The sequence below is a fragment of the Candidatus Eisenbacteria bacterium genome (genome assembly GCA_030017955.1).
Classification (GTDB): Bacteria; Eisenbacteria; RBG-16-71-46; order JASEGR01; family JASEGR01; genus JASEGR01.
Genome location: JASEGR010000007.1, coordinates 24,006 through 43,590, shown reverse-complemented (window position 1 = coordinate 43,590; position 19,585 = coordinate 24,006). Strand labels below are relative to the sequence as shown.

General features: G+C 51.6%; 14 protein-coding genes. 10 read left to right on the top strand and 4 right to left on the bottom strand.

Annotated elements, in window-relative coordinates:
- Window positions 1-96 precede the first annotated feature (96 nt).
- The 7 genes from QME66_02020 to QME66_01990 all read left to right on the top strand — a co-directional run bounded on the left by QME66_02020 (window position 97) and on the right by QME66_01990 (window position 9,160).
- A complete protein-coding gene (locus tag QME66_02020) occupies window positions 97-849 on the top strand; it encodes an ATP-binding cassette domain-containing protein (protein ID MDI6807744.1) in 753 nt (250 codons plus the stop codon).
- Window positions 846-2,036 carry an ABC transporter permease gene (locus tag QME66_02015; GenBank protein ID MDI6807743.1) on the top strand — a complete coding sequence of 397 codons (1,191 nt, stop codon included), beginning with the start codon at window positions 846-848 and terminating at the stop codon, window positions 2,034-2,036. The genes QME66_02020 and QME66_02015 overlap by 4 nt, the downstream gene beginning before the upstream one ends.
- A 296-nt stretch (window positions 2,037-2,332) precedes the next feature.
- A complete protein-coding gene (locus QME66_02010; protein ID MDI6807742.1) occupies window positions 2,333-3,565 on the top strand; it encodes a M24 family metallopeptidase in 1,233 nt (410 codons plus the stop codon).
- A gap of 114 nt (window positions 3,566-3,679) precedes the next feature.
- Window positions 3,680-4,747 (top strand): GTPase HflX, encoded by a 1,068-nt coding sequence (gene hflX, locus QME66_02005; protein ID MDI6807741.1) that lies wholly within the window; start codon window positions 3,680-3,682, stop codon window positions 4,745-4,747.
- A gap of 74 nt (window positions 4,748-4,821) precedes the next feature.
- Window positions 4,822-6,114 (top strand): molybdopterin molybdotransferase MoeA, encoded by a 1,293-nt coding sequence (locus QME66_02000; GenBank protein ID MDI6807740.1) that lies wholly within the window; start codon window positions 4,822-4,824, stop codon window positions 6,112-6,114.
- Window positions 6,102-6,812, top strand: coding sequence for a cytochrome c biogenesis protein CcdA (locus QME66_01995; GenBank protein ID MDI6807739.1), 711 nt, complete (start codon window positions 6,102-6,104; stop codon window positions 6,810-6,812). Before QME66_02000 ends, QME66_01995 begins: the two co-directional genes overlap by 13 nt.
- Window positions 6,813-7,210: 398 nt before the next feature.
- Window positions 7,211-9,160: a hypothetical protein gene (locus tag QME66_01990; GenBank protein MDI6807738.1), complete on the top strand. Its 1,950-nt coding sequence runs from the start codon at window positions 7,211-7,213 to the stop codon at window positions 9,158-9,160.
- On the opposite strand, the gene QME66_01985 is transcribed toward QME66_01990, so the two are convergent.
- The 4 genes from QME66_01985 to QME66_01970 all read right to left on the bottom strand — a co-directional run bounded on the left by QME66_01985 (window position 9,143) and on the right by QME66_01970 (window position 15,043).
- A complete protein-coding gene (locus tag QME66_01985; GenBank protein MDI6807737.1) occupies window positions 9,143-9,763 on the bottom strand; it encodes a hypothetical protein in 621 nt (206 codons plus the stop codon). The genes QME66_01990 and QME66_01985 overlap by 18 nt on opposite strands.
- Window positions 9,735-10,289, bottom strand: a complete 555-nt coding sequence (locus QME66_01980) for a hypothetical protein (protein ID MDI6807736.1) — start codon at window positions 10,287-10,289, stop codon at window positions 9,735-9,737. Before QME66_01980 ends, QME66_01985 begins: the two co-directional genes overlap by 29 nt.
- A gap of 68 nt (window positions 10,290-10,357) precedes the next feature.
- Complete coding sequence (locus QME66_01975; protein MDI6807735.1) at window positions 10,358-12,847, bottom strand: hypothetical protein; 2,490 nt, start codon at window positions 12,845-12,847, stop codon at window positions 10,358-10,360.
- On the bottom strand, window positions 12,848-15,043 hold the full coding sequence (locus tag QME66_01970; GenBank protein MDI6807734.1) for a DUF4350 domain-containing protein: 2,196 nt from the start codon (window positions 15,041-15,043) through the stop codon (window positions 12,848-12,850). It lies immediately after the preceding gene.
- A 1,571-nt stretch (window positions 15,044-16,614) separates the two neighbouring features.
- Here QME66_01970 and QME66_01965 point away from each other — a divergent pair.
- From QME66_01965 to QME66_01955, 3 genes are read left to right on the top strand one after another with little or no spacing between them, the layout of a single operon-like run.
- Window positions 16,615-18,102: a leucyl aminopeptidase gene (locus tag QME66_01965; protein MDI6807733.1), complete on the top strand. Its 1,488-nt coding sequence runs from the start codon at window positions 16,615-16,617 to the stop codon at window positions 18,100-18,102.
- A gap of 22 nt (window positions 18,103-18,124) precedes the next feature.
- Complete coding sequence (locus QME66_01960; GenBank protein ID MDI6807732.1) at window positions 18,125-19,339, top strand: radical SAM protein; 1,215 nt, start codon at window positions 18,125-18,127, stop codon at window positions 19,337-19,339.
- Window positions 19,336-19,551, top strand: a complete 216-nt coding sequence (locus tag QME66_01955) for a glutaredoxin family protein (protein ID MDI6807731.1) — start codon at window positions 19,336-19,338, stop codon at window positions 19,549-19,551. Before QME66_01960 ends, QME66_01955 begins: the two co-directional genes overlap by 4 nt.
- Window positions 19,552-19,585: the final 34 nt, after the last annotated feature.

Below are 19,585 nucleotides of genomic sequence, written 5' to 3'. Positions count from 1 at the left end.
ATGGGGATGCCGGGATGATGACAACACCACGTCCGGCTCGTCCACGCTTTGCCGATGACAGCTCAAAGAAAGCTTGCAGGTCAGAGGGACAGGTTGATGATTGAAGTCAAGGGCTTGACCAAGGTTTTCCATGACGGAAAAAGAGGAAACGTTGTAGCAGTCAACAATGTCTCTTTTGTTTGCGCGCCCGGCAAGATATTTGGACTCCTCGGACGGAATGGCGCAGGCAAGACCACGACCTTGAGGATGCTTGCAACCATCCTGACTCCGACATCGGGGACGGCGACAGTTCAGGGCTATGACGTTGTTAACTCTCCCAACGAAGTCAGAGAAGCCATAGGATATCTTTCGGGCGACACAAAGCTCTATGACAGACTCTCGGGAAGAGAGGCCCTTGAGTATTTTGGCCGGCTGCACGGGCTCTCCAAGGAAAGCGCCAGAGAGAGAACCCAGCACATGATCGAATCCCTTGGAATGAAGGAATACGCCGACAGAAGAATAGGGAAAATGTCTACCGGCATGAAGCAGCGGGTTTCCATTGGAAGGGTCATGGTCCACAACCCGAACGTGCTGGTACTCGATGAACCAGCTCAGGGGCTCGATGTCCTTGGCGCACGGGAAGTCCAGAAGTTCATGAGAAACATGAAGGCGGAAGGAAAAACGATCCTTATGTCCACTCACATAATGAGCGAAGCCGAGAAACTGTGCGACGAGATCGCCATCATAGAAAAAGGGAAGATCCTGAGCTCGGGTAGTCTTGAGGATTTGAGAAAAATGACAGGTGAGAGAGACCTGGAAGAGATTTTCGTCAAGCTTGTGGGAGAAGTCAGCAAGGAACTGCAAATATGAAACTTCAGAATATCGGAGTCGTGTGGAAAAAAGAGGTCATTGAGACTGTCAGGGACAGGCGTTCACTTTTCCTGGTGTTCGTATTGCCATTTATTTTCTATCCCATGATATTCGCAGGCATGGGATTCATGATGCAGAGGCAGGTGGAAAAAGAGAAGACGCTGGTTGTGACTATCGCCGTAACCAACCCCGCGGGCGCTCCCAGGCTGGTCTCCCTTCTAAGGGAAAAGGAAAAAGTCGAAGTCCTGCTTACCAATGCTACGAGCAAGCAGATCCAGGACGGGCTCATACAGGGGATTCTCGTTCTTCAAGAGAACCTTGAAGAGAAGATGAAGGCAGGCGAAAAATCAACTATCTCGTTTGTCTGCGATGAAACCGACGCGAGGTCGAGGAGCGCAGCCGAGAGAGCGGAAAGCGTGTTTGCGAAATTCAAGGAAATGGTTACACAGGAGAAGCTCAAAGAGATAGGCGTCGGAGCTGATTTCCTTTCAGCCGCCTCATTCGAAAAAAAGAACATCGGGGCATCAAATGAAGCGGGCGCATCCCTTCTTGGAATGCTTATACCTTATCTGATCATAGTTCTCATAGCCGCCGGCGCGTCCCACCCGGCGATCGATGCAACTGCAGGCGAGAAGGAAAGAGCAACACTTGAGACGATTCTTGTCAGCTCTGCGAAAAGAACAGAGCTTGTTCTCGGAAAATTTCTCGCTGTTCTTAGCGCTTCGCTTGCATCGGCATTTTCAGGCATAGTGAGTCTCCTTCTAACCTTTCTCTCGGGATATTCTATTTTCTCAGTCAGTGGCGATCTCAAGATGGGTGTGACGCCAATGAATGCTGCGGCAGTCTTTCTCATGACTATCCCCGTGGCCGCGCTTTTGAGCGGCGTGCTGATAGCGATGGGCTGTCTTGCCAAGAGTGCGAAGGAAGGAGGAACGTACGCGGCTTACCTCCAGATGGCGGTCATCCTTCTCGGGATCTCTGCCATGAGCCAGGAGTTTGAAGTGGGAAATCCATACTTCCTTCTCCCTATCTTCAATACCAGCCTCGTTGAGAAAGAGCTCCTTCTCGGCAATTTCAACCCGGCCCACATTGTCATCACGCTTGGTAGTACGATTGTGCTTGCTTTCTTCTCGCTCCTTGTTGCGGTGAGGCTTTTCTCAAATGAAGAAGTAATGTTCAGGCAGTGAGGCCGGGCAGGAAAGGCAGGGTAGGGAAGGGATGGGCGCCAGCCGACTACTAAGCGGACTACTAGTGTGCCGTCCCAGAAATAACTTTACGAAATGCAGGGTGTTTCATAAGGCACACTGCCAGGGGGTATGAGGGGGTCGTGGCCGACCCCCTCAGGGGTGACAGCGTAGGGATGCGACGAGTAGGAGCATCCTGAAGTGTCAGAGGGGCGAGAAGCCCCTATGAAAGTGTCGTGTCCAGGGGCAAAGACATAGACAAGGAACTTCCGGGACACGACACTAGAAGGAGGACAACCTTGAAGGCCGACATTCAAAAACTGGTGGCCGAGCGGGGCGTTGACGCGATTGTTGTCGAGGGTGGCAAGGAGTGCGGGCCGCTAATGCTTTATATTACGGGTGGGGTGAGGCTTCTTAGCGCGATCTACATCGAGAAAAAGAACGGGGAAAAACTGCTCGTCCACAGTTTGATTGAGAGAGAAGAGGCAGCAAAATCTGGACTGCCCTGTCTGAGCTACTCCGACCTTGGCTTGAAAGGCCTGCTTGATGAAGAGAAGAGCACGGTGCGGGCTTACGGCAGACTGTACGAAAAGCTTTTTGACAGACTTTCAATAAAAGGGAAAATCATCTTCTTTGGGCAGGCAGAGTTGAGCAGATTCCTCCCTATTCTGGAAGAAATAAAGAAGCGAGTGAAGGGAATAGAGATAGACTTCGATAAGGAAGAAAGCCTTTTTGACGTTGCCAGAAGAACAAAATCGGAAGATGAAGTTGAGAAAATCAGAAGGGCCGGAGAGAAGACTGCCGATTCACTCAAAGCGCTTGTTCAACATCTCCGCTCTCTCAAACAAAGAGGAGGAAAGATTCTCAAAGCTGATGGTACGCCGCTCAGAATAGGCGATATGCGAACGATCTTGAGGATTGAATTCACAAAAAGGGGACTGCTTGAGGGAGGGGGCTCAATCGTCAGCCAGGGAAAGGATTCGGCGGTCCCCCACAATGTCGGCAGAGATGAAGACGAAGTGATTCCCGGAAAGACAATCATTGTCGACATTTTTCCCAGGGACACGGCCTCGGGATATTGCTTTGACATGACGAGGACTCTTGTCTTCGGCAAGTCGTCCGACGAAGTGAAGCGCATCTACGGTGACGTTCTTGATACGTTCTTTTATGCGGCGAAGATCATGGATGTCGGAAAGGAAACAAGGGTCTGCCAGGAGGAAGTCTGCGCATTCTTTGAAAAGAAGGGGTATCCGACTATTAGGCAGAACGAATCGGCAGTCGAGGGCTACGTCCATTCCATAGGTCACGGCATAGGACTTGAGGTACACGAATCACCGGCGTTCGGCGCCACTGCTGCGAACAAAGACAGAGTCTCTCCGGGAATGGTGTTCACCGTTGAGCCGGGGCTCTACTTTCCATCAAAGGAGATAGGTGTTAGAATAGAAGACGTCTTCTATGTCGAAAGTGATGGAAAGCTCAGGAATCTGTCGGAATTTCCCTACGAGTTTGAGATCCCTGTTGCTGAGAGCTAGAACTAACGGCCCGAGGTCAGTCCCGGACAACGATCCCTAAGACAGCGCAGAAGGCCAACTCAGGAGGTATTTATCTACGAAGTCAGAAAAGAATCCCTGAAGAGAGAAAGAGCAATCCTTGTTGGATTCGACAGAGATTCCAGATTCGCGCCCGAAGCAGATTCGCTTGGCGAACTTACCCTTCTTGCCGAGACTGCGGGTGCAGAGGTACTGGGGACAGTCGGACAGCGGCACCGGACTCCAAATGCGGCCACCCTGATTGGCAAGGGCAAAGTCGAGGAAGTCAAAGCCATTTCCGTCGAGCAGTCGGCCGACCTCGTTATCTTCGATGAAGACTTGAGTCCAGCACAGGTTCGAAATCTGGAAAAACTACTCGGGGTGAGGGTCATTGACAGGAGCGAACTCATCCTCGACATCTTCGCAAGGAGAGCAAAGACCAGAGAAGCGCGGCTTCAGGTTGAGCTTGCACAGCTTCAGTATACTCTTCCCCGGCTCACGAGAATGTGGGAGCACCTTTCGAGACTCGGCGGCGGGATTGGGACGAGGGGACCCGGCGAAACCCAGCTCGAAGTTGATAGAAGAAGAGTGAGAGAAAAGATTGAGACGCTCAAGAAGAAGCTTTCGTCGGTCGAGAAGGAAAGAGCTGTTCAGAGAAAAGGAAGAAAGGACCTCTTCAAAGTTGCGCTTGTCGGCTACACGAACTCCGGAAAATCAACGCTTTTCAATGCTCTTACAAAGGCCGCCGTGTACACCGAGGACAAGCTGTTTGCAACGCTTGATGCAACGACACGAAGAGTTTTCTTGAATGAGAATGATTTCTTTCTTGTCACTGATACTGTTGGATTCATAAGGAAACTTCCACATCACCTGGTTGCCTCGTTCCGGGCCACGCTGGAGGAAGTGACTGAAGCAGACTTGCTTGTCAATGTGGTGGATGCTGCGTCCCATGATGCTCCTCACCAGGTTGAAGTCGTAGATGGTATTCTGGTGGACCTTGGTGCGAGAGGCAAGGAAGTGATTACTGTACTGAACAAGATTGACGTTCTGGAGGAGGAGAGCACGCTTCTTCACTTGAGGACTCTCACTCCGGGGAGTGTTGCGATTTCTGCGCTCACAGGAGAGAATATCGGGAAGTTGAAGGAGATGATTTCTGAAAGCATGAAAAGAAGAAGCGGTTCGTAAAATAGGGACAGGCACATTTCGGGCAGGTGTCTATTTTGGACACCTTCATAACGGAGACAGACACATTGAACACCGTGAAGCAATCTCACGAGATGCTCTCAGTAGGCACCGCGCTCGAGGAAATTCTCAGGAGAGTGAACTGTCTTAATGCGGAAGAAGTGAGTATCCTCGAAGCCGCGGGCCGGGTTTTGAGAGAGAGCATCAAGTCGTCTCATGACGTCCCGTCTTTTGACAATTCGGCGATGGACGGATACGCCGTCAGATCTGAGGATACGCTTCACTCAACGCGGGATAAGCCCTCAAGACTTAAGATAGTGGAAGAAATCCCGGCAGGGGCGAGCCCCAGATTTCGCCTTGGGAGGGATGAAGCGGCGGCAATAATGACAGGGGCGTGCGTGCCGGAAGGCGCAGACTCCGTCGTGATGGTTGAAGATACGAGACGCGACGGGGACTCCGTGTTCATCGAGAAACCCATAGAGAAAAATGATAATGTGAGGGAAAGAGGGCAGGACGTGAAGGCGGGAGAGACAGTCCTTCCCGAAGGAATGTTCCTTACGCCTTCGTGCGCAGGGATGCTTGCCGAGCTTGGCAGGACCTCCTGCCTGGTGACGCGGCGCCCCAAGGTCTCAATAATCGTCACCGGAGATGAGGTTTTCGAGCCCGGTGATGACCTTCCTACTCACGGGATAAGGAATGCCAACGGATACTCGCTTCTTGCAGGGGTCGCAGAGACAGGCTCAATTCCGGTCTATCTCGGGATCGCCAGGGACAACAAGGAGGAGCTGAGGGAAAGACTCGAAACGGCATTTCAGCTATCCGACATGGTAGTTACATCCGGAGGCGTCTCAGTGGGAAAATATGATTGGGTGAAAGAAATTCTCTCAGGGCTTGGAGAGATTGTTTTCCAGACTGTCCGCATGCAGCCGGGCAAACCCACTGTGTTTGGCATGAGAGACAATAAGCCCTTTTTCGGGCTTCCCGGGAATCCTGTCTCGTGCGTCGTTGTTTTCGAGCAACTTGTAAGGCCTGCCATTATCAAAATGTGTGGAAGGGCGGATATCGAAAGACCGATCGTCACGGCCCGGTTGAAAAAAGAAATCAAGAAGAAACCCGAAATGACGGCGTTTGTGCGCGGGAAGCTGACCAGGGAAAACGATACTCTTTTTGTGACCGCGACCGGCCCGCAGGGCTCCGGGATCCTCAAGTCTCTCGTGGTTGCGGATGGACTCATAATCATTCCGGAAGACAAAGTTTCTCTTCCGGGAGGAACTGAGGTTCAAGTCAAGCTTCTTTCGAGCAATTGGCCTTGCGCGGCTCTAATGGCCGCTTCAACCAGCCCTGAAGGAGTTCCTGCATGGAGAAAGTAAACCTGATCGCATCATTTCTTGCAGGTGTTGGATCATTTTTCTCGCCGTGTGTGCTTCCGCTGATACCGGCATACATTTCGTTCATCTCGGGGGTGTCTCTCGAAGAGATGCAGCGGAGCTCTCTCGAGAGAAAGATTTTCACACGAACGACTGCGAACTCGATTTTGTTCATCCTCGGCTTTTCAATAGTCTTTATTGCCATGGGAGCTTCGGCAACGTTCGTCGGAATGTTTCTCCTTGCCAAACAGGCGATTTTCTCAAAGATAGCAGGGGTCTTGGTCGTGATCTTCGGGCTTCATGTGGCGGGGATTCTGCGAATACCCTTTCTCAACTACGAAAAGAAATTCCAGGTGAAGGAGAAGCGGTTCGGCCTCCTTGGCTCCCTGATAATCGGTTTCTCGTTCGCTTTCGCGTGGACGCCGTGCATAGGCCCTATCCTGGGCGCCATACTCGCTATTGCGAGCACGCAGGAAACTGTCTGGCAGGGAATCTATCTCTTGAGTCTATATTCTCTCGGCCTTGCAATTCCATTTTTCATAACGGGACTTGCTGTGAATGTGTTCTTCCGGATATTTGGAGCAGTGAAGAAGCACTACAGAGCCATTGAGCTCGTGAGCGGTTTGCTTCTTGTAGTCGTGGGAATCCTAATCTTCACAAATCAATTGCAGAGGATATCCGGGCTGATAAGCATCGGGTGAAAGAGTGTCTCCCGGGACAAGAAGGAAATGAGGGGACAAAAAATTGCCTAGTTCCCCGCCTGCAAATCGTCCGTCCGTCCTTCTGCCCCGTCGGGCAACGCTCCCGCGTTGGATAGGCTGAGCTGCAAAGTAGGAAGCGAGGCGAAAAAGGCAGGGAACCTAGGCTCCGCTTCTCTACTAGATATTCTACCACGTTAGACCTGCGAAAGTCAACTTTTTCCAGGCTGACAAAGGGAGTTAGTGTGCCGTCCCAGAAATAGCTTTACGAAATGCAGGGTGTTTCATAAGGCACACTGCCAGGGGGTATGAGGGGGTCGTGGCCGACCCCCTCAGGGGTGACAGTGTAAGGATGCGACGAGTAGGAGCATCCAGAAGCGTCAGAGGGGCGAGGAGCGCCTATGAAAGTGTCGTGTCCCGGGGCAAAGACATATACAAGGAATTTCCGGGACACGACACTAGCGGGTACGTCAATGCGTGGCGCCGAGAGACGTTCGATAGTTGCCCTCTGCCTTACCATCATCGCCGGCCTCGCAGTTGTTGTCCCTAATCTCTACAGCCAACCGCTCATGCGTTCCGGCCTCATTCCTGAAACTTCATTTGCGTCCATTCTTTCTGCGGGAGAATTTCTGGTCGACACGACGCGCGCCGACAGCACCGGTTTCGATGAGAGATTCCCAGCAATTGCACTCAGTGAAAGCATTTATCTGGTAGCGTGGCAGGATTACAGAAACGGAGCGCATTCGGATGTCTATTTTTCCCGAGTCGGGGTTTCAGGAGAACTGCTCGACTCGACAGCTCTTCCCATCATAAGAGAAGTTGACTTTCAGGGAGTTCCTTGTCTCTGCGCAGGCGATTCGTGCTTCCTTGCGGTTTGGGCAGACCAGCGAACCGGAACCAGAGAGCTCTATTTCTCGCCGGTCAGCCGGGGCGGCGAAGTCCTGGCGCCGCATGGCATTCCTTTATCAACGGGTTTCTATCACGGTCCCCCTGCCGCTGCCTTTGATGGAACTAACTTTGTAATTGTGTGGCAAGACGAGGGAGAAGATTTGCACAGCCAACTATTCTTTCAGAGGGTGACACAATCGGGTCAGGTGCTTGATCCCAACGAAATCCAGATAAGCTCAGGAGCAGTGAGTCACCAATACCCGGGGCTTGCATTTGACGGACAGGATTTCCTTGTTGTGTGGCAGGAGCAAAGGTCGATGGCGGATTCTGACATTCGAGGAGAGATCGTAAGCCCGGCCGGGCAGGTTCTTTCCCCTGGCGAAATACTGATCTCATCCGGGACCGGCGCTCACTGGGCTCCCAAGGTTGCTTTCGGAGGCGGAAACTTTCTCGTCGTGTGGGAGGATGATACTAATCCGAGACACCAGCTAATTCGCTGCGCCAGGGTTTCTACGCAGGGTGAAGTGCTTGACAGGGATGGAATAGTTATCTCGAGCGTGGCAGGTTGTGGCGAGAGGCCATCAATATTTTTTGACGGCACAGTCTTCGTCATCGTGTGGCGGAATGTCATCGGTGAGAACTCGTACATACTTGCCGCGAGAGTAACTCAGTCTGGGAGCGTGCTTGATCCAGATGGCGTTTTGGTCGCTGACAGAGCCGGCGATGATCTCTGGCCCGTTATCTCGGGAGTCGAACTTCCAGGGAACGACAGGAGATTTCTGGTAGTCTGGTCCAGCAGCACTCAAGCGCCCTATGCCAGACTGAGGATTTGGGGAAAGGTCGGAAGGTGGGAAGATATAACGCCGGTTGACCTCTGGGATTTTGAAGTCTCGTCCAGAGAAGAGGGCGTCTTCCTTTCGTGGAAGGCAAGGCCGCACGGTTTTCTCTCATTCTCTGTCGAAAGGAAGAGAGGTGGCGAAGATTCTTTCACAAGAATCGGAACAGTCTTCCCCAGTGTAGGGGAAGCTTCCGGCGATGGGAGAGCTTTCACGTTTCTTGATACCGGCATTCTCTCGGGACACGAACTCTGCTACAGAATCGCCGCTGTGCGTAACGACGCGATGGTTTCCTATCTTGGCCCGGTCGTGGTTGATGCCGTCCCGAGCCGGATCAGCGAGACGTTCTCCTCACTCCGTCTTTTCCTTCCGTCCAATCCGCTGACTGCTTTTCCGCTGGATGTAATCCTCGACATTCCCGCAGACGGATACTATTCGCTCACACTCTTTGACTCGAACGGACGGCTCAAGAGAAAGCTCCTCAGCTCATGGCTTCCCAGAGGAAGAAGGCATCTTGGCTGGGACGGGAAGGATGAACGGGGGAAGCTGGTCAAATCGGGTGTTTACTTTTTCGTGCTCGACGGAGAGCGAAGAAGCTCTGCCGGGAGACTAATTCTTCTGAGATGATGTCTTCTTGAACCTCTTTCTATCCCCCTTTGCGATATCTCTTGCCGCAATCTTGAGTCTCCGCTCCCTCATATCGTACAAGGGACCTCCCGGCACCAGAAGAAACCAGAGCAGGAATGGCAGGACGGGAGCCAGACCTTGCAGAAACAAGGTGGGGAAGAGGACATAGGGTGGAATCGTCTCCCGGTGGAGACTTCCCTCCAGGACTCCGCTGTGGAATGAATGGAGACTAAATAACACGTAGGTCAGGACGTGCAGCGCAAAGAAAATGGGAACAGAGTAAGAAATTCCTTTTACAGTCCGCTTCAGTTTTCTGTGCCCGGTGGCAAATGCCAGGGCAATGAAGAAGACGAGATTTAGCGGAAGTTTGTCGAGAGTCATAGACGGGTTAAGAGACGCCCGCAATCCCCCATGAGCCAGGGATATCAAGACAGTCTTGCTTGACACCTCGAGAATTGAACTGTCGTAGCCCAGAATATGAAAGAAAACGCCTGCGGTTTTGGCCATGAGAACTAGATAATAGTACGAAACGAAATGCCACAGGGTGAACAGTGGGATCGCCGCGACAAAGAATCTACCCAGAAAGCTCAGACTTTTTTTCAACCTTTCCCGCCCAATCTGTCCAGGTTTTCATAGTCAGCACGATAAAACCGATGAAGATAAATTGCCAGAGATAATCGTGGAGTAACTCTTCGTACCTGGGCAAGTATCTGATGACAACTAACATCACGAGGAGCCTTATGATATTGAGAACAAAAATCAGTAGAGCGCCCACACCGATGCCTACGCCCTTTGCAAGGAAGGTTGCAGGAAAAGCCACAATAGCGGCTGCCAGCACATTCATGGCAAAGACTCCAGTGCACTCGGGAATGACATTGACGACCGGTACAGATTTCGGGAAAAAGATGAGGGTGCCTTGGCTTCCCGACGAGCCTCCCAAAATGGATATGACAACAGACGTAATCCTAGCATGGAAAACGCAGAGCCTTTGGAGGGCACCAGGAAAAATGATAGTAAGCGAGTGAAGCACACCCCAGGTGAGGCCGAAAATTACGAGGAATCGGACTACTTGGGGAAAGAAGGTGCTTCTCTTCTTCGGCTTCGCTTTGCTGGAAAATCGGGCTCGCATTGGTCCAGGCTCTTATCAGACCTCCCTAGAGACAACTTCCGGGAGTTCACCCCCAAGCCGAACTGTGCTCAATTGTCCCTCGGACCGGCCTCCAACATCTTGTTCAATAACCAGAACTCAAGACGGCTGATTCGTAGCTGGTTTTCATTCGGGTTTGCCGTGTACTCCCCCATATGTGCTTGTGTAAAAATGGAAGACTGAATCATGGCCGCCAATTTTCCTCGTCCCACAGATATTGCAGCAGCAACTGTATCTCCTGACGTGGTGACGATCCACGGATCGCCGCCGGTGATTGTTCGACTACTATTGACGTCACAAATCTGCTCTGAACTGCCAACCATTTGTAGCTTGGTCCGGCGTGCAGGGTGACGTGTGGTCAGAAGTCCGAATCTCTTTAGAAGGGTCTCGGCGGTGGAAGAGAGGTTCCGCGGGTCATCGAGCAGCAGCACCTTTCCTCCTTCTTGAAGATAACGTATGAGCCATTCAACATCAGCTTCTCCAAATGGCCGTGTTGGTTCCAAGATGACAACCATGTCTGCTCCAGCGCAAGCGGTAAGACCATCGGCAACCGCCGGAGTCAAGTCCAGCCGCTGCACCCATGCATAAAAGGTCGTGTAGCCGTCTGGTTCGGGCCGCCGCGGAGCGAAGAACGCTGACTTTACAGATGGTGAGTGTGCCACTTCGAAGCATACCTTGGCGTATGGGATTCTTGCTGGCACACGAGAATATGAAATTTCCCCTACCACGTCGGCGGTTAGCCACCCGCCTGCAAGACCGAAGGATACTGCCAGAATAAGTCCGGGAACCGTGATTGTGGCTATGCGCCTCCAGATTATAGGAAACAATAGCAAGATCATCACCAAGCCAACGCCTCCCAAAACGGGTTGGACCCAATAATAGACATTGCGACGGTTGAGCCAACCAATAGTGTTCAGCAACAGCTCGCTCTTACCGGGCATGAAGAGACAGAAGCTGGAGAAGACAGTACTATCTGTAAAGCCAACGACCCGACCCCGCCCGAATAGAACGGCCACCAACTGGAGAAACGCACCAAATTGAGGTTTTATTGGCCGCCTTTTCTCGCTGTCCCCTAAGAAATTTCTTGTTGAATAGTCCGGCCGCTCTGTGCCGAGCCCTCGTCCAGTAATAACGTCCTGACTCCTTAGTGGTGAGTCAATTGTGCAGGTTGTCAGGAATACCAGAGGAGCTACGTCGCGGATGATTGGGTGTGGCAATGCCATCCACGGCTGAAAGATGGAAAACTTTCCTGAGTCAAGGTCAAAAGTGGCATCCCTCTGGAATTCTAGGCCGAAACGTGATGCAATCGGATTGATGAACGTCGTCATTCCAAACACGTCCGTGTGATCCGAAATAAGAAAGAGCCCCCCACTGTTTCGGACGAATGCCTCAATCGCATCGGCTTCGTCACGCGAATAGTGGCGAGTCGGGGTCTTCACAATGAGGATATCGTAGCGTGAGAGAAGGTCTATGTTGAGGTCCTGCCTGGTTGTGTTCACCTGGTAATAGTGCTCAAGTAGCCGTTTCAGACAGAAGTAGTTGTAAGTAGATCCTTGCCCGAATGAAACCGTATCCATTGGTGTGGTCGTCCACTCCCAATCGCTGTGTCCCTCATCAATGAGGATGCGCCCGTTTTTCTTTTCACCCGGGTCAACGAACAAAAGAGCAGTCACCAACGAGTAGCTTGCCAGGACAATTAGTGCCCACGGTATGACAGAGGGTCGCATGCTACCCATCGACATGCCCAGTTCCAACTTGTCGCCGGGATTGTCAAGCGCGACAAGTCGGGCAACAGCAACGACAAAAGGGAGAAAAGTAGCAAAGGTCCATCCGGGGTGAGAGAAGATCTTGAGTGACGAGGTTTCGGGATAGAGATATGTCAGATATGCAAAACGCAGCAGCATATATGCTGCCCCGCTTATTAGAAGATATAGAAAGGTCTGCCCCCTTCTTTCTCGCCTGAACAAAAAGACAAGAACAAGGCCACATACCATAAAGGCCAGAAAGAACCTGAGCCCCAACATCTCAGGGTTTACATCCACCTGCAATGTCCGCTCGGCTCCCTGAATTGAAATCCCCTCCGTATCAACACTTGCATGTATACCACATAGTCGAAGGATGTATGTGACGGCAGCACGGGTTGTTGGCCATGCATGATAGCGAGCCTCGAACTTCGCGTAGGCAAATAGCGCAATGTTCTGCGCCTGTAACATCAGGCCGGTGAGCGAAAAAGCGAGGGCCGCAGCCCCAGCCCGAGGCACATGGCGCGCAACCAGAAAAGCAATCATCCCCGCCAGCAGCAGTACGGATGGGAGGCGGCACGGTGGAACAAAGAGACCGACGAGTGCTATTACGCCGGTCGCGCAGTAAACCCATGGAGCTATCCTTACGGTTACAACGGAACGAAATACCAGCAGCGGCAGGACAACTGCCGCTGCCAGGGCAAGGGAGAATCCGGAGTCGCCAGCCCATGTTCCCCAAGCGGTGTACATTCCTGCGGTTGCAATCAGAGCAGCCTGAAGCCATAGCAGACGTGTCATTTATTTGTCCTCAAGTTTAGGGCGGCGGTCCAAGAGTTCCTGAATAAACTCTAACATCTCGCCTTTGTTTCTATGCAAATCCGGGACGGCCGAGGTCTCTAGGTTCTTATTGAAAAAAAACCCCGCGTCTCCAATTACAAGCAGTCCGCCTTGGCCAATTGGCCGATACCTTATCACGGGATATCCCCAGGCTGTGCAGAGCACCTTATCTTCTCCTCCAATGGAGTAAACCGGCCAGGCAGAAGAAAAGGTCACCGGTCCTGACGTCCATACAGCCTTGGCATCCGGGGCATTGCCTAATGGCCGTTCCTCGATTCGATACTGAAACTCAAGAAGGGCTCTTTGGGCACTATATCCATGGTCAGCCCCCGCACTCATAACAACTAATCCGCCTTCCCTAATAAAAGTTCGCATCGACCTGACCTCAGCTTTTAAAACTGGCAATTCGGGCGCTATCATAAATACAACATGAGAGCTCTTCATTTGTTCAGCAAGTTGCCGGTTGGATAGAATCGGAGGCAGTCCTTTTTCGTAAAGCCAGCCGAAAAACTCATCCAGTCCATCGTCCTCTCCAAAAGGGCCATAGTTGGCCCCGTGGGTCATATCAAAAGAGGCGAGAGGCGATGGAAGAGATACAGAATCAGGTGCTTGCGTGCCCGGAGTAGCTACAAAGGCTGCCGCTCCCGCAGCCAGAGAAAACAGTAGGACAGCCAGCATGCTGGGTTTAAGTTTCACGATGACTGGTAATAGAAAGACCAGGACGAGGATAATTGCCGGGATGATTGGATACCGGGCCATGTCAGGCACGCCATCTGGGGCACTGAGATAGTTAAATACGTTGGCAACAAAGCCGTAACTTTGCGTCAGCACAGCAGTTTGAAAAGGTGTGGTGTCTCCAAAAACGAGAACCTTCCCATGACCTGAAAATGCAAGTGCAACCAGCACCAGGTCACACGTTTGCTCACCCGGATCAAGCTGTTTGTTGCCTAGGTAGGCATGGGTTTGGTTAAGTCGGTCACCTCTATCTGAGAACGAATGACGTCCTATGAAAACCGGTATGGCGCGCCTTGGGACGGACAGGGAAGCTCCAACGTCGATTCTCGTATCTTTGTCCTCCGCAACTCGCGCAAATCCGACCGGCCATGAGTTAAGTGCCCCTTGCCAGGACATCCTTGGACCAAGGGGATACGCCGTATCAAAGTTAAATGCTATTCCAATAGGTTCCAACAGAAAGTTGAGTGGCTTTTGAATGCCGAATATGTCTGTGTGGTCTCCAAGCACAAGCAGGGAACCGCCTGAACGGACAAATTTCCAAATTGCCTCACGCTCAGCCTGCGTCAGCATACGCGTCGGGTTGATCACCATGAATATACGAGTTGAATCAAGCTGTGAGGGCAGAATCGGAGAACTGCAAAGCTCAAACGAATAGCCGAGGTGTTTCAGATAGTGGCTTAGCCCTCCAAAAGCAGGAAAGTCTCTTGCCGCTTTCTCTTTCTCTCCTTCTGTTGTCCCGCCGCGGTCTTTCCATTGGAGCACTCCATCGGCATAAACTACAACGCGGCCGGGGCGCGGCTGGCCCGAATGAGTGCGCAGCGCGCCGCCGGATCCCAAAATCACTAAGAAGACAGTTATCACGAAGACGGGTACAATTCGCAAAAGGGGAACCGAGGCCGTAGATGGCGGAGGGCGGCCAACAGTGACTTTGCTCAGTACTATCGCGAATGTGACGCCGTACAAGATCGGATAGATCGCAGGGGTGCGCAAGCACAGGGCCAACATCTGTATCGTGGCAACCACTCCGAAGATAGCAAGCAGGCCACGGCGGCGCATACCGCTAGTAAACAACAAGGCAATCAAGGAAAACGACAGGAAAAAAAGTGTCGTCGAAAGCCCGAGACAAGTGGGCCCAAGTCTGACCTCTTTTGCGAAGAGCCGGCTAAGCTCAAAGGAGAAATCCAGACAGGATTTGGTGACAATCTGGTTCACCAAAGGATGCCGGAGCAGCAGAAATATTAGGAAATAGCAGAGACAGGTGAGTGAAAGAACGATAAACACAGTCTCCCGATTCTTATCCTGTTTTGCTGTGCTGACCAGACCGGCTGCAACTACAAAAACAGGCAGCAGCACCAATCTTTCAGGGGCGTTCCAGCGAAGTTCAATGCCTAGAGTGAGCGCAGCGAGCGCAAGACCTGCCAATCTTCGCGTACTCCACAAAGGTATCCTTCGGTCAAAGTAAAGAGCCAGGAAAACTATGGAGAGAACAAAAATATGCAGGTTATTTAGCCCGCTCGTGCGAATCCCCCAGCTGTTGGCTAGGGACTGGGTAACGTAGCAAAGCAGCGTTGCTCCTACGCATACCGCTAAATCATCATGGGGGGGAAAAGACCTACTCTTGTCTGTCATAGACTCAAAGGCATCTCAACAAGATCTGCGGCACCCCTATCAACATCACACATAGATGTGCCCTAACAGCCGAGTGCCAATGAGCACAATAACATCAGACTGGGACACTGACGTGTCCCATCTCAACCTTGGTTGAGTCGACCCCGTGTTAGCTGAATTCAGGAGTGTTTTTTTCTGATGATGGCCCAGCATGCCCCGCCAGTGAGTATAAGGATAAACACAGTCTCCCCAGGAGGAGACATTACTGGTGCGTCCACCGGGCAAATGCATGTTCGATCGGTAAGATGGCCACAAGCACCAGTATAACAAGAACTTGGTAAATACGTACCCATAGGGCTAGGGCTAACCGGACCATCTTCAGAGGGACCATTCATGGACTCAACAACCTCGGTCTTTGTATGATTGTAAAGCGGCGAGTCAAGCGGCTGACCGTATGCCTGCGTCATATTCAGACCAGCCAGGACAAAAACAGAAAACAACAGCATCACAGCCGCCCTAATGCCCGATTCTCCTGCTGATCTAGACATGATTACACCTCCTTGTGTTTGTGTGAATCTATCTTCCGTTTGAGTTGTGCCTTGCTCTTAGCGTCTATGCTCATCATCCTTGTACCTCGTCACCGCCAACCGGAGCGGCCGAACCGCATCATCTGGATGTACTCCCATCCAGTTGTTCTGATACTCCTGGAATCTGTCAGCGCCCTTCTTTTTCGGAACCCGGCGCGAAGCGCACTTTCATGATCTGGATTTCCTCAGGAAACAAAAAACCGTGAGCTCATTTGCCCACGGCTTACTTTCTGACAGAGATTTGCGGAGAGAGAAAAGCTCGACTCAGATCCGGCTCTTCTTGTCCTCCCGCCCCAAAGGACCTTTCTCGCGCGCATCGGAGATATCCTCTCCGGAACACTGCAGCAGGACTACCTGCCCATCAAGCATTCTTCAATAACTTATTATAGCATATTAGGGTCCTTTCGTCAATATTTGTTTTCAATACGTCTTTCCAATCCCTGTGCGGTGTTTGGTTGTCCGAAACTCTTGCATGCCCAGCCTGTCTCAAGGATCCTTGTCTCTCGTACCGAGGGATTTCACAAAAGTAAATCTGATGGGAAGTTTGGTTGAGGAGATACCGCCTAACACTCCTTTTAGTCCTTGACTAGGTCTTAGCGGAGAGTGGATAATAAACCGCTAGCTTTTCGAAAAGCCTGCCTCGAAATTCCGTTGGCAAGTGCAGGATAAACGTGATGAGGCTTGCTTGAGCATCGAAGTTCGATCTGGAATTTTCCCCCCCAAGAGTTGGTTTTCGAGAATTGACGTGTCTTTGAAGAGTTGGCTCAACCAGCAGAACTCGCGCGAAGGAGAGATCAGATGAAGACAAGTTTCAAGTTGGCATCCGTCTCAGAAGTTTCTTGCGATGCAATCGGACTTCCTTTGTTTCAGGGATGGAAGAAACCGGATTCGAATTTTCTCGAAGTCGATAAGAAATCCAACGGATTCGTCCAACAGATCCTCAAAGAGGAAGGATTCAAAGGCAAAGAGGGAGAAGTCCTTGTTATCCACATGAGAGGAGAGGTTGGAGCAAAGAGAGTGCTTGTTCTTGGTCTGGGCAGCAACGAGAAGTTCACGAAGGACACGGTTAGAAGAGCTGCGGGAACATTTGCCAGAAAAGCCCAGGCGCTGAAGCTCAAGAAGATTGCGCTTCCTCTCATAGGCCAGGAGAAATTCGGGCCGGGAGACAGTGCTCACGCTATTGTTGAAGGCGCTCTTCTCGGGACCTATTCATTCAAAAAGTACAAGACTGAGAATGATGAGAATTCGTTTCCCGAGGAATTGGTGCTTGTTGACAGAGACAAAAGAAAAGCGGTTCGCGCAAAAGATGGTCTCAAGTTCGGCGAAATATTCTCAAAGGCAACGTGCCTTGCGAGAAACCTTGCCAATGAGCCGGCTTCCTCTCTCACGCCGACAGACCTTGCTACAATTGCCCGGAAGATCGCTCAGGATGCCGGGGTGACTTGCAGCATTCTCACGAAGAAAGAGATTGAGAAGCTGGGTATGGGTGGACTGATCGGAGTCTCGAAGGGAAGTGTTGAGGAACCGAGATTCATCGCGCTCTCCTACAAGCCGAAGGGGAAGTCAGCAAAGAAAGTCGCGCTTATCGGGAAAGGCATAACTTTCGATTCTGGAGGACTTTCCCTGAAGCCGGCCGATGCCATGGAGAAGATGAAAAACGATATGTCTGGTGCTGCGACCGTGCTCGGTGTTTTCAGCGCCATCAAAGAGATAAGGCCGAAGTACGAAGTTCTTGGGATCATAGCGGCAACTGAGAACATGCCTTCTGGTTCGGCGTTGAAGCCGGGAGATGTCTTACGCATAATGAACGGGAAGACCGTCGAAGTGGTAAACACTGACGCTGAAGGCAGACTCATACTGGCCGACGCCCTTTTCTATGCAGTCAAAGAAGGTGCGGATGAGCTGATTGATATCGCAACTCTGACGAAGGCCTGCTCAATAGCGCTCGGCCCTCAAATAACCGGTGTGATGTCAAACAACAAGGCGCTCCTCAAGAGAGTCATCTCGGCGGCCGACCGGGCGGGTGAAAAGTTCTGGGAGCTTCCGCTTGAGCAGGAATACAGAGATACGCTTCGAAGCGATATTGCTGACATGAAGAATTCAGGCGGGAGAGAAGGCGGAGCAGTGATCGCGGGGCTTTTCCTCAAGGAGTTTGTGGATGAAAAGCCATGGGTGCATCTTGATATCGCCGGGCCTTCATGGGTGGAGAAAGACGAACCCACTTGTTCAAAGGGACCTTCGGGCGTGGGCGTGAGGACTTTCCTTACCTATCTTTCGTCCAAGTGAGGGTCAAGCCGAGTAACGAACGATGATCGGAGTGACAAGACTCCTTTGCGGCATAGACGCACCTTCGGATACCCTGAGGTACGGGCGAAAAAGCGCAGACTCTCCATTAAGTCCTACGCAGTTCTCCGCAGACAGAAGACCAATCGTCATCTGGAACATGACCAATAGGTGCAATCTTCATTGCATCCACTGTTACTCTGAATCAAAGGATAGGGTGTATGCGGGCGAGCTCACGACAGATGAAGGTGAGAAATTCATTAATGACCTTGCTGAATTCCGAGTCCCGGTCCTCTTGTTCTCCGGCGGCGAACCGCTTCTGAGGAAGGACATATTCAGACTTGGCAGTCATGCAGTCGAGAAAGGGATAAGAGTCGTTATCTCGACAAACGGAACGTTGATCACAGGTAATGTCGCAGCCGCGATAAGAAAGACAGGGTTTTCGTATGTCGGGGTAAGTCTTGACGGGATGAGATCAACGAACGACAAGTTCAGAGGCAAGAAAGGCGGATTCGACGAGGCACTTGAGGGCATAAGGAACTTGAAGAACGAAGGGGTGAAGGTCGGCCTGAGATTCACATTGAACAAGCACAATTTGAAAGATCTGGGAGGAATTCTCGAACTCCTGGAAAAGGAGTCGATCCCAAGAGCATGTTTCTATCATCTTGTTTACGCAGGAAGGGGCTCAAAGCTTGTTGAAGATGACTTGACGCACGATGAGACGAGGAAAGCAGTGAATCTTATCTTTGACAAGGCCATCGAGTTCTGTGACAAAAAGCTGGAGATTGAGCTCCTGACAGTGGACAATCACACGGACGGAGTTTACCTCCTTAAGAGAGTTTGCTCGGAGAGCCCCGAAAGGGCCGAGGAGGTCTATGAGCTTCTCCTCTGGAATGGAGGGAACAGCAGCGGCATCGCGGTTGCCGACGTCGATTATCTCGGCAATGTTCATCCTGACCAATTCTGGACACACTACAGTCTCGGCAACGTGAGGAAGAGGACGTTTGGAGATATCTGGACTGACACGAGCGACCCTCTTCTTCGCGGGCTAAAAGATAGGAAGCATCTGCTGAAAGGAAAGTGCGGAAGCTGTGCTTTCCTTGATATCTGCAACGGGAACTTTAGAGTGAGGGCCGAGGCGGTCTTCGGCGACGTATGGGCTGAGGATCCCGCGTGTTACCTGACAGAGGAGGAACTGCGCACGAACCCTCTGGCGTTAAGAAGGGAGAGGAGATCATGAACGCCGAAGTTGTAATCTACACAAAAACCGGTTGCCCTTATTGCAAGGCGGCAAAGGAGGATTTCGAGAAGAGAGGAATTCAATACAGTGAAATAAACGTGACAGAGAACCCTCGTGAAATCGACAAACTTCTCAAGCTCTCGGGCGGGAAAAGGCTTGTCCCGGTAATCGTCGAAAAAGGAAATGTGAAGGTTGGCTGGGGCGGGGCCTGAGGCATCTAGTCGGCAGGAGTTTCCTGTCGCGGAT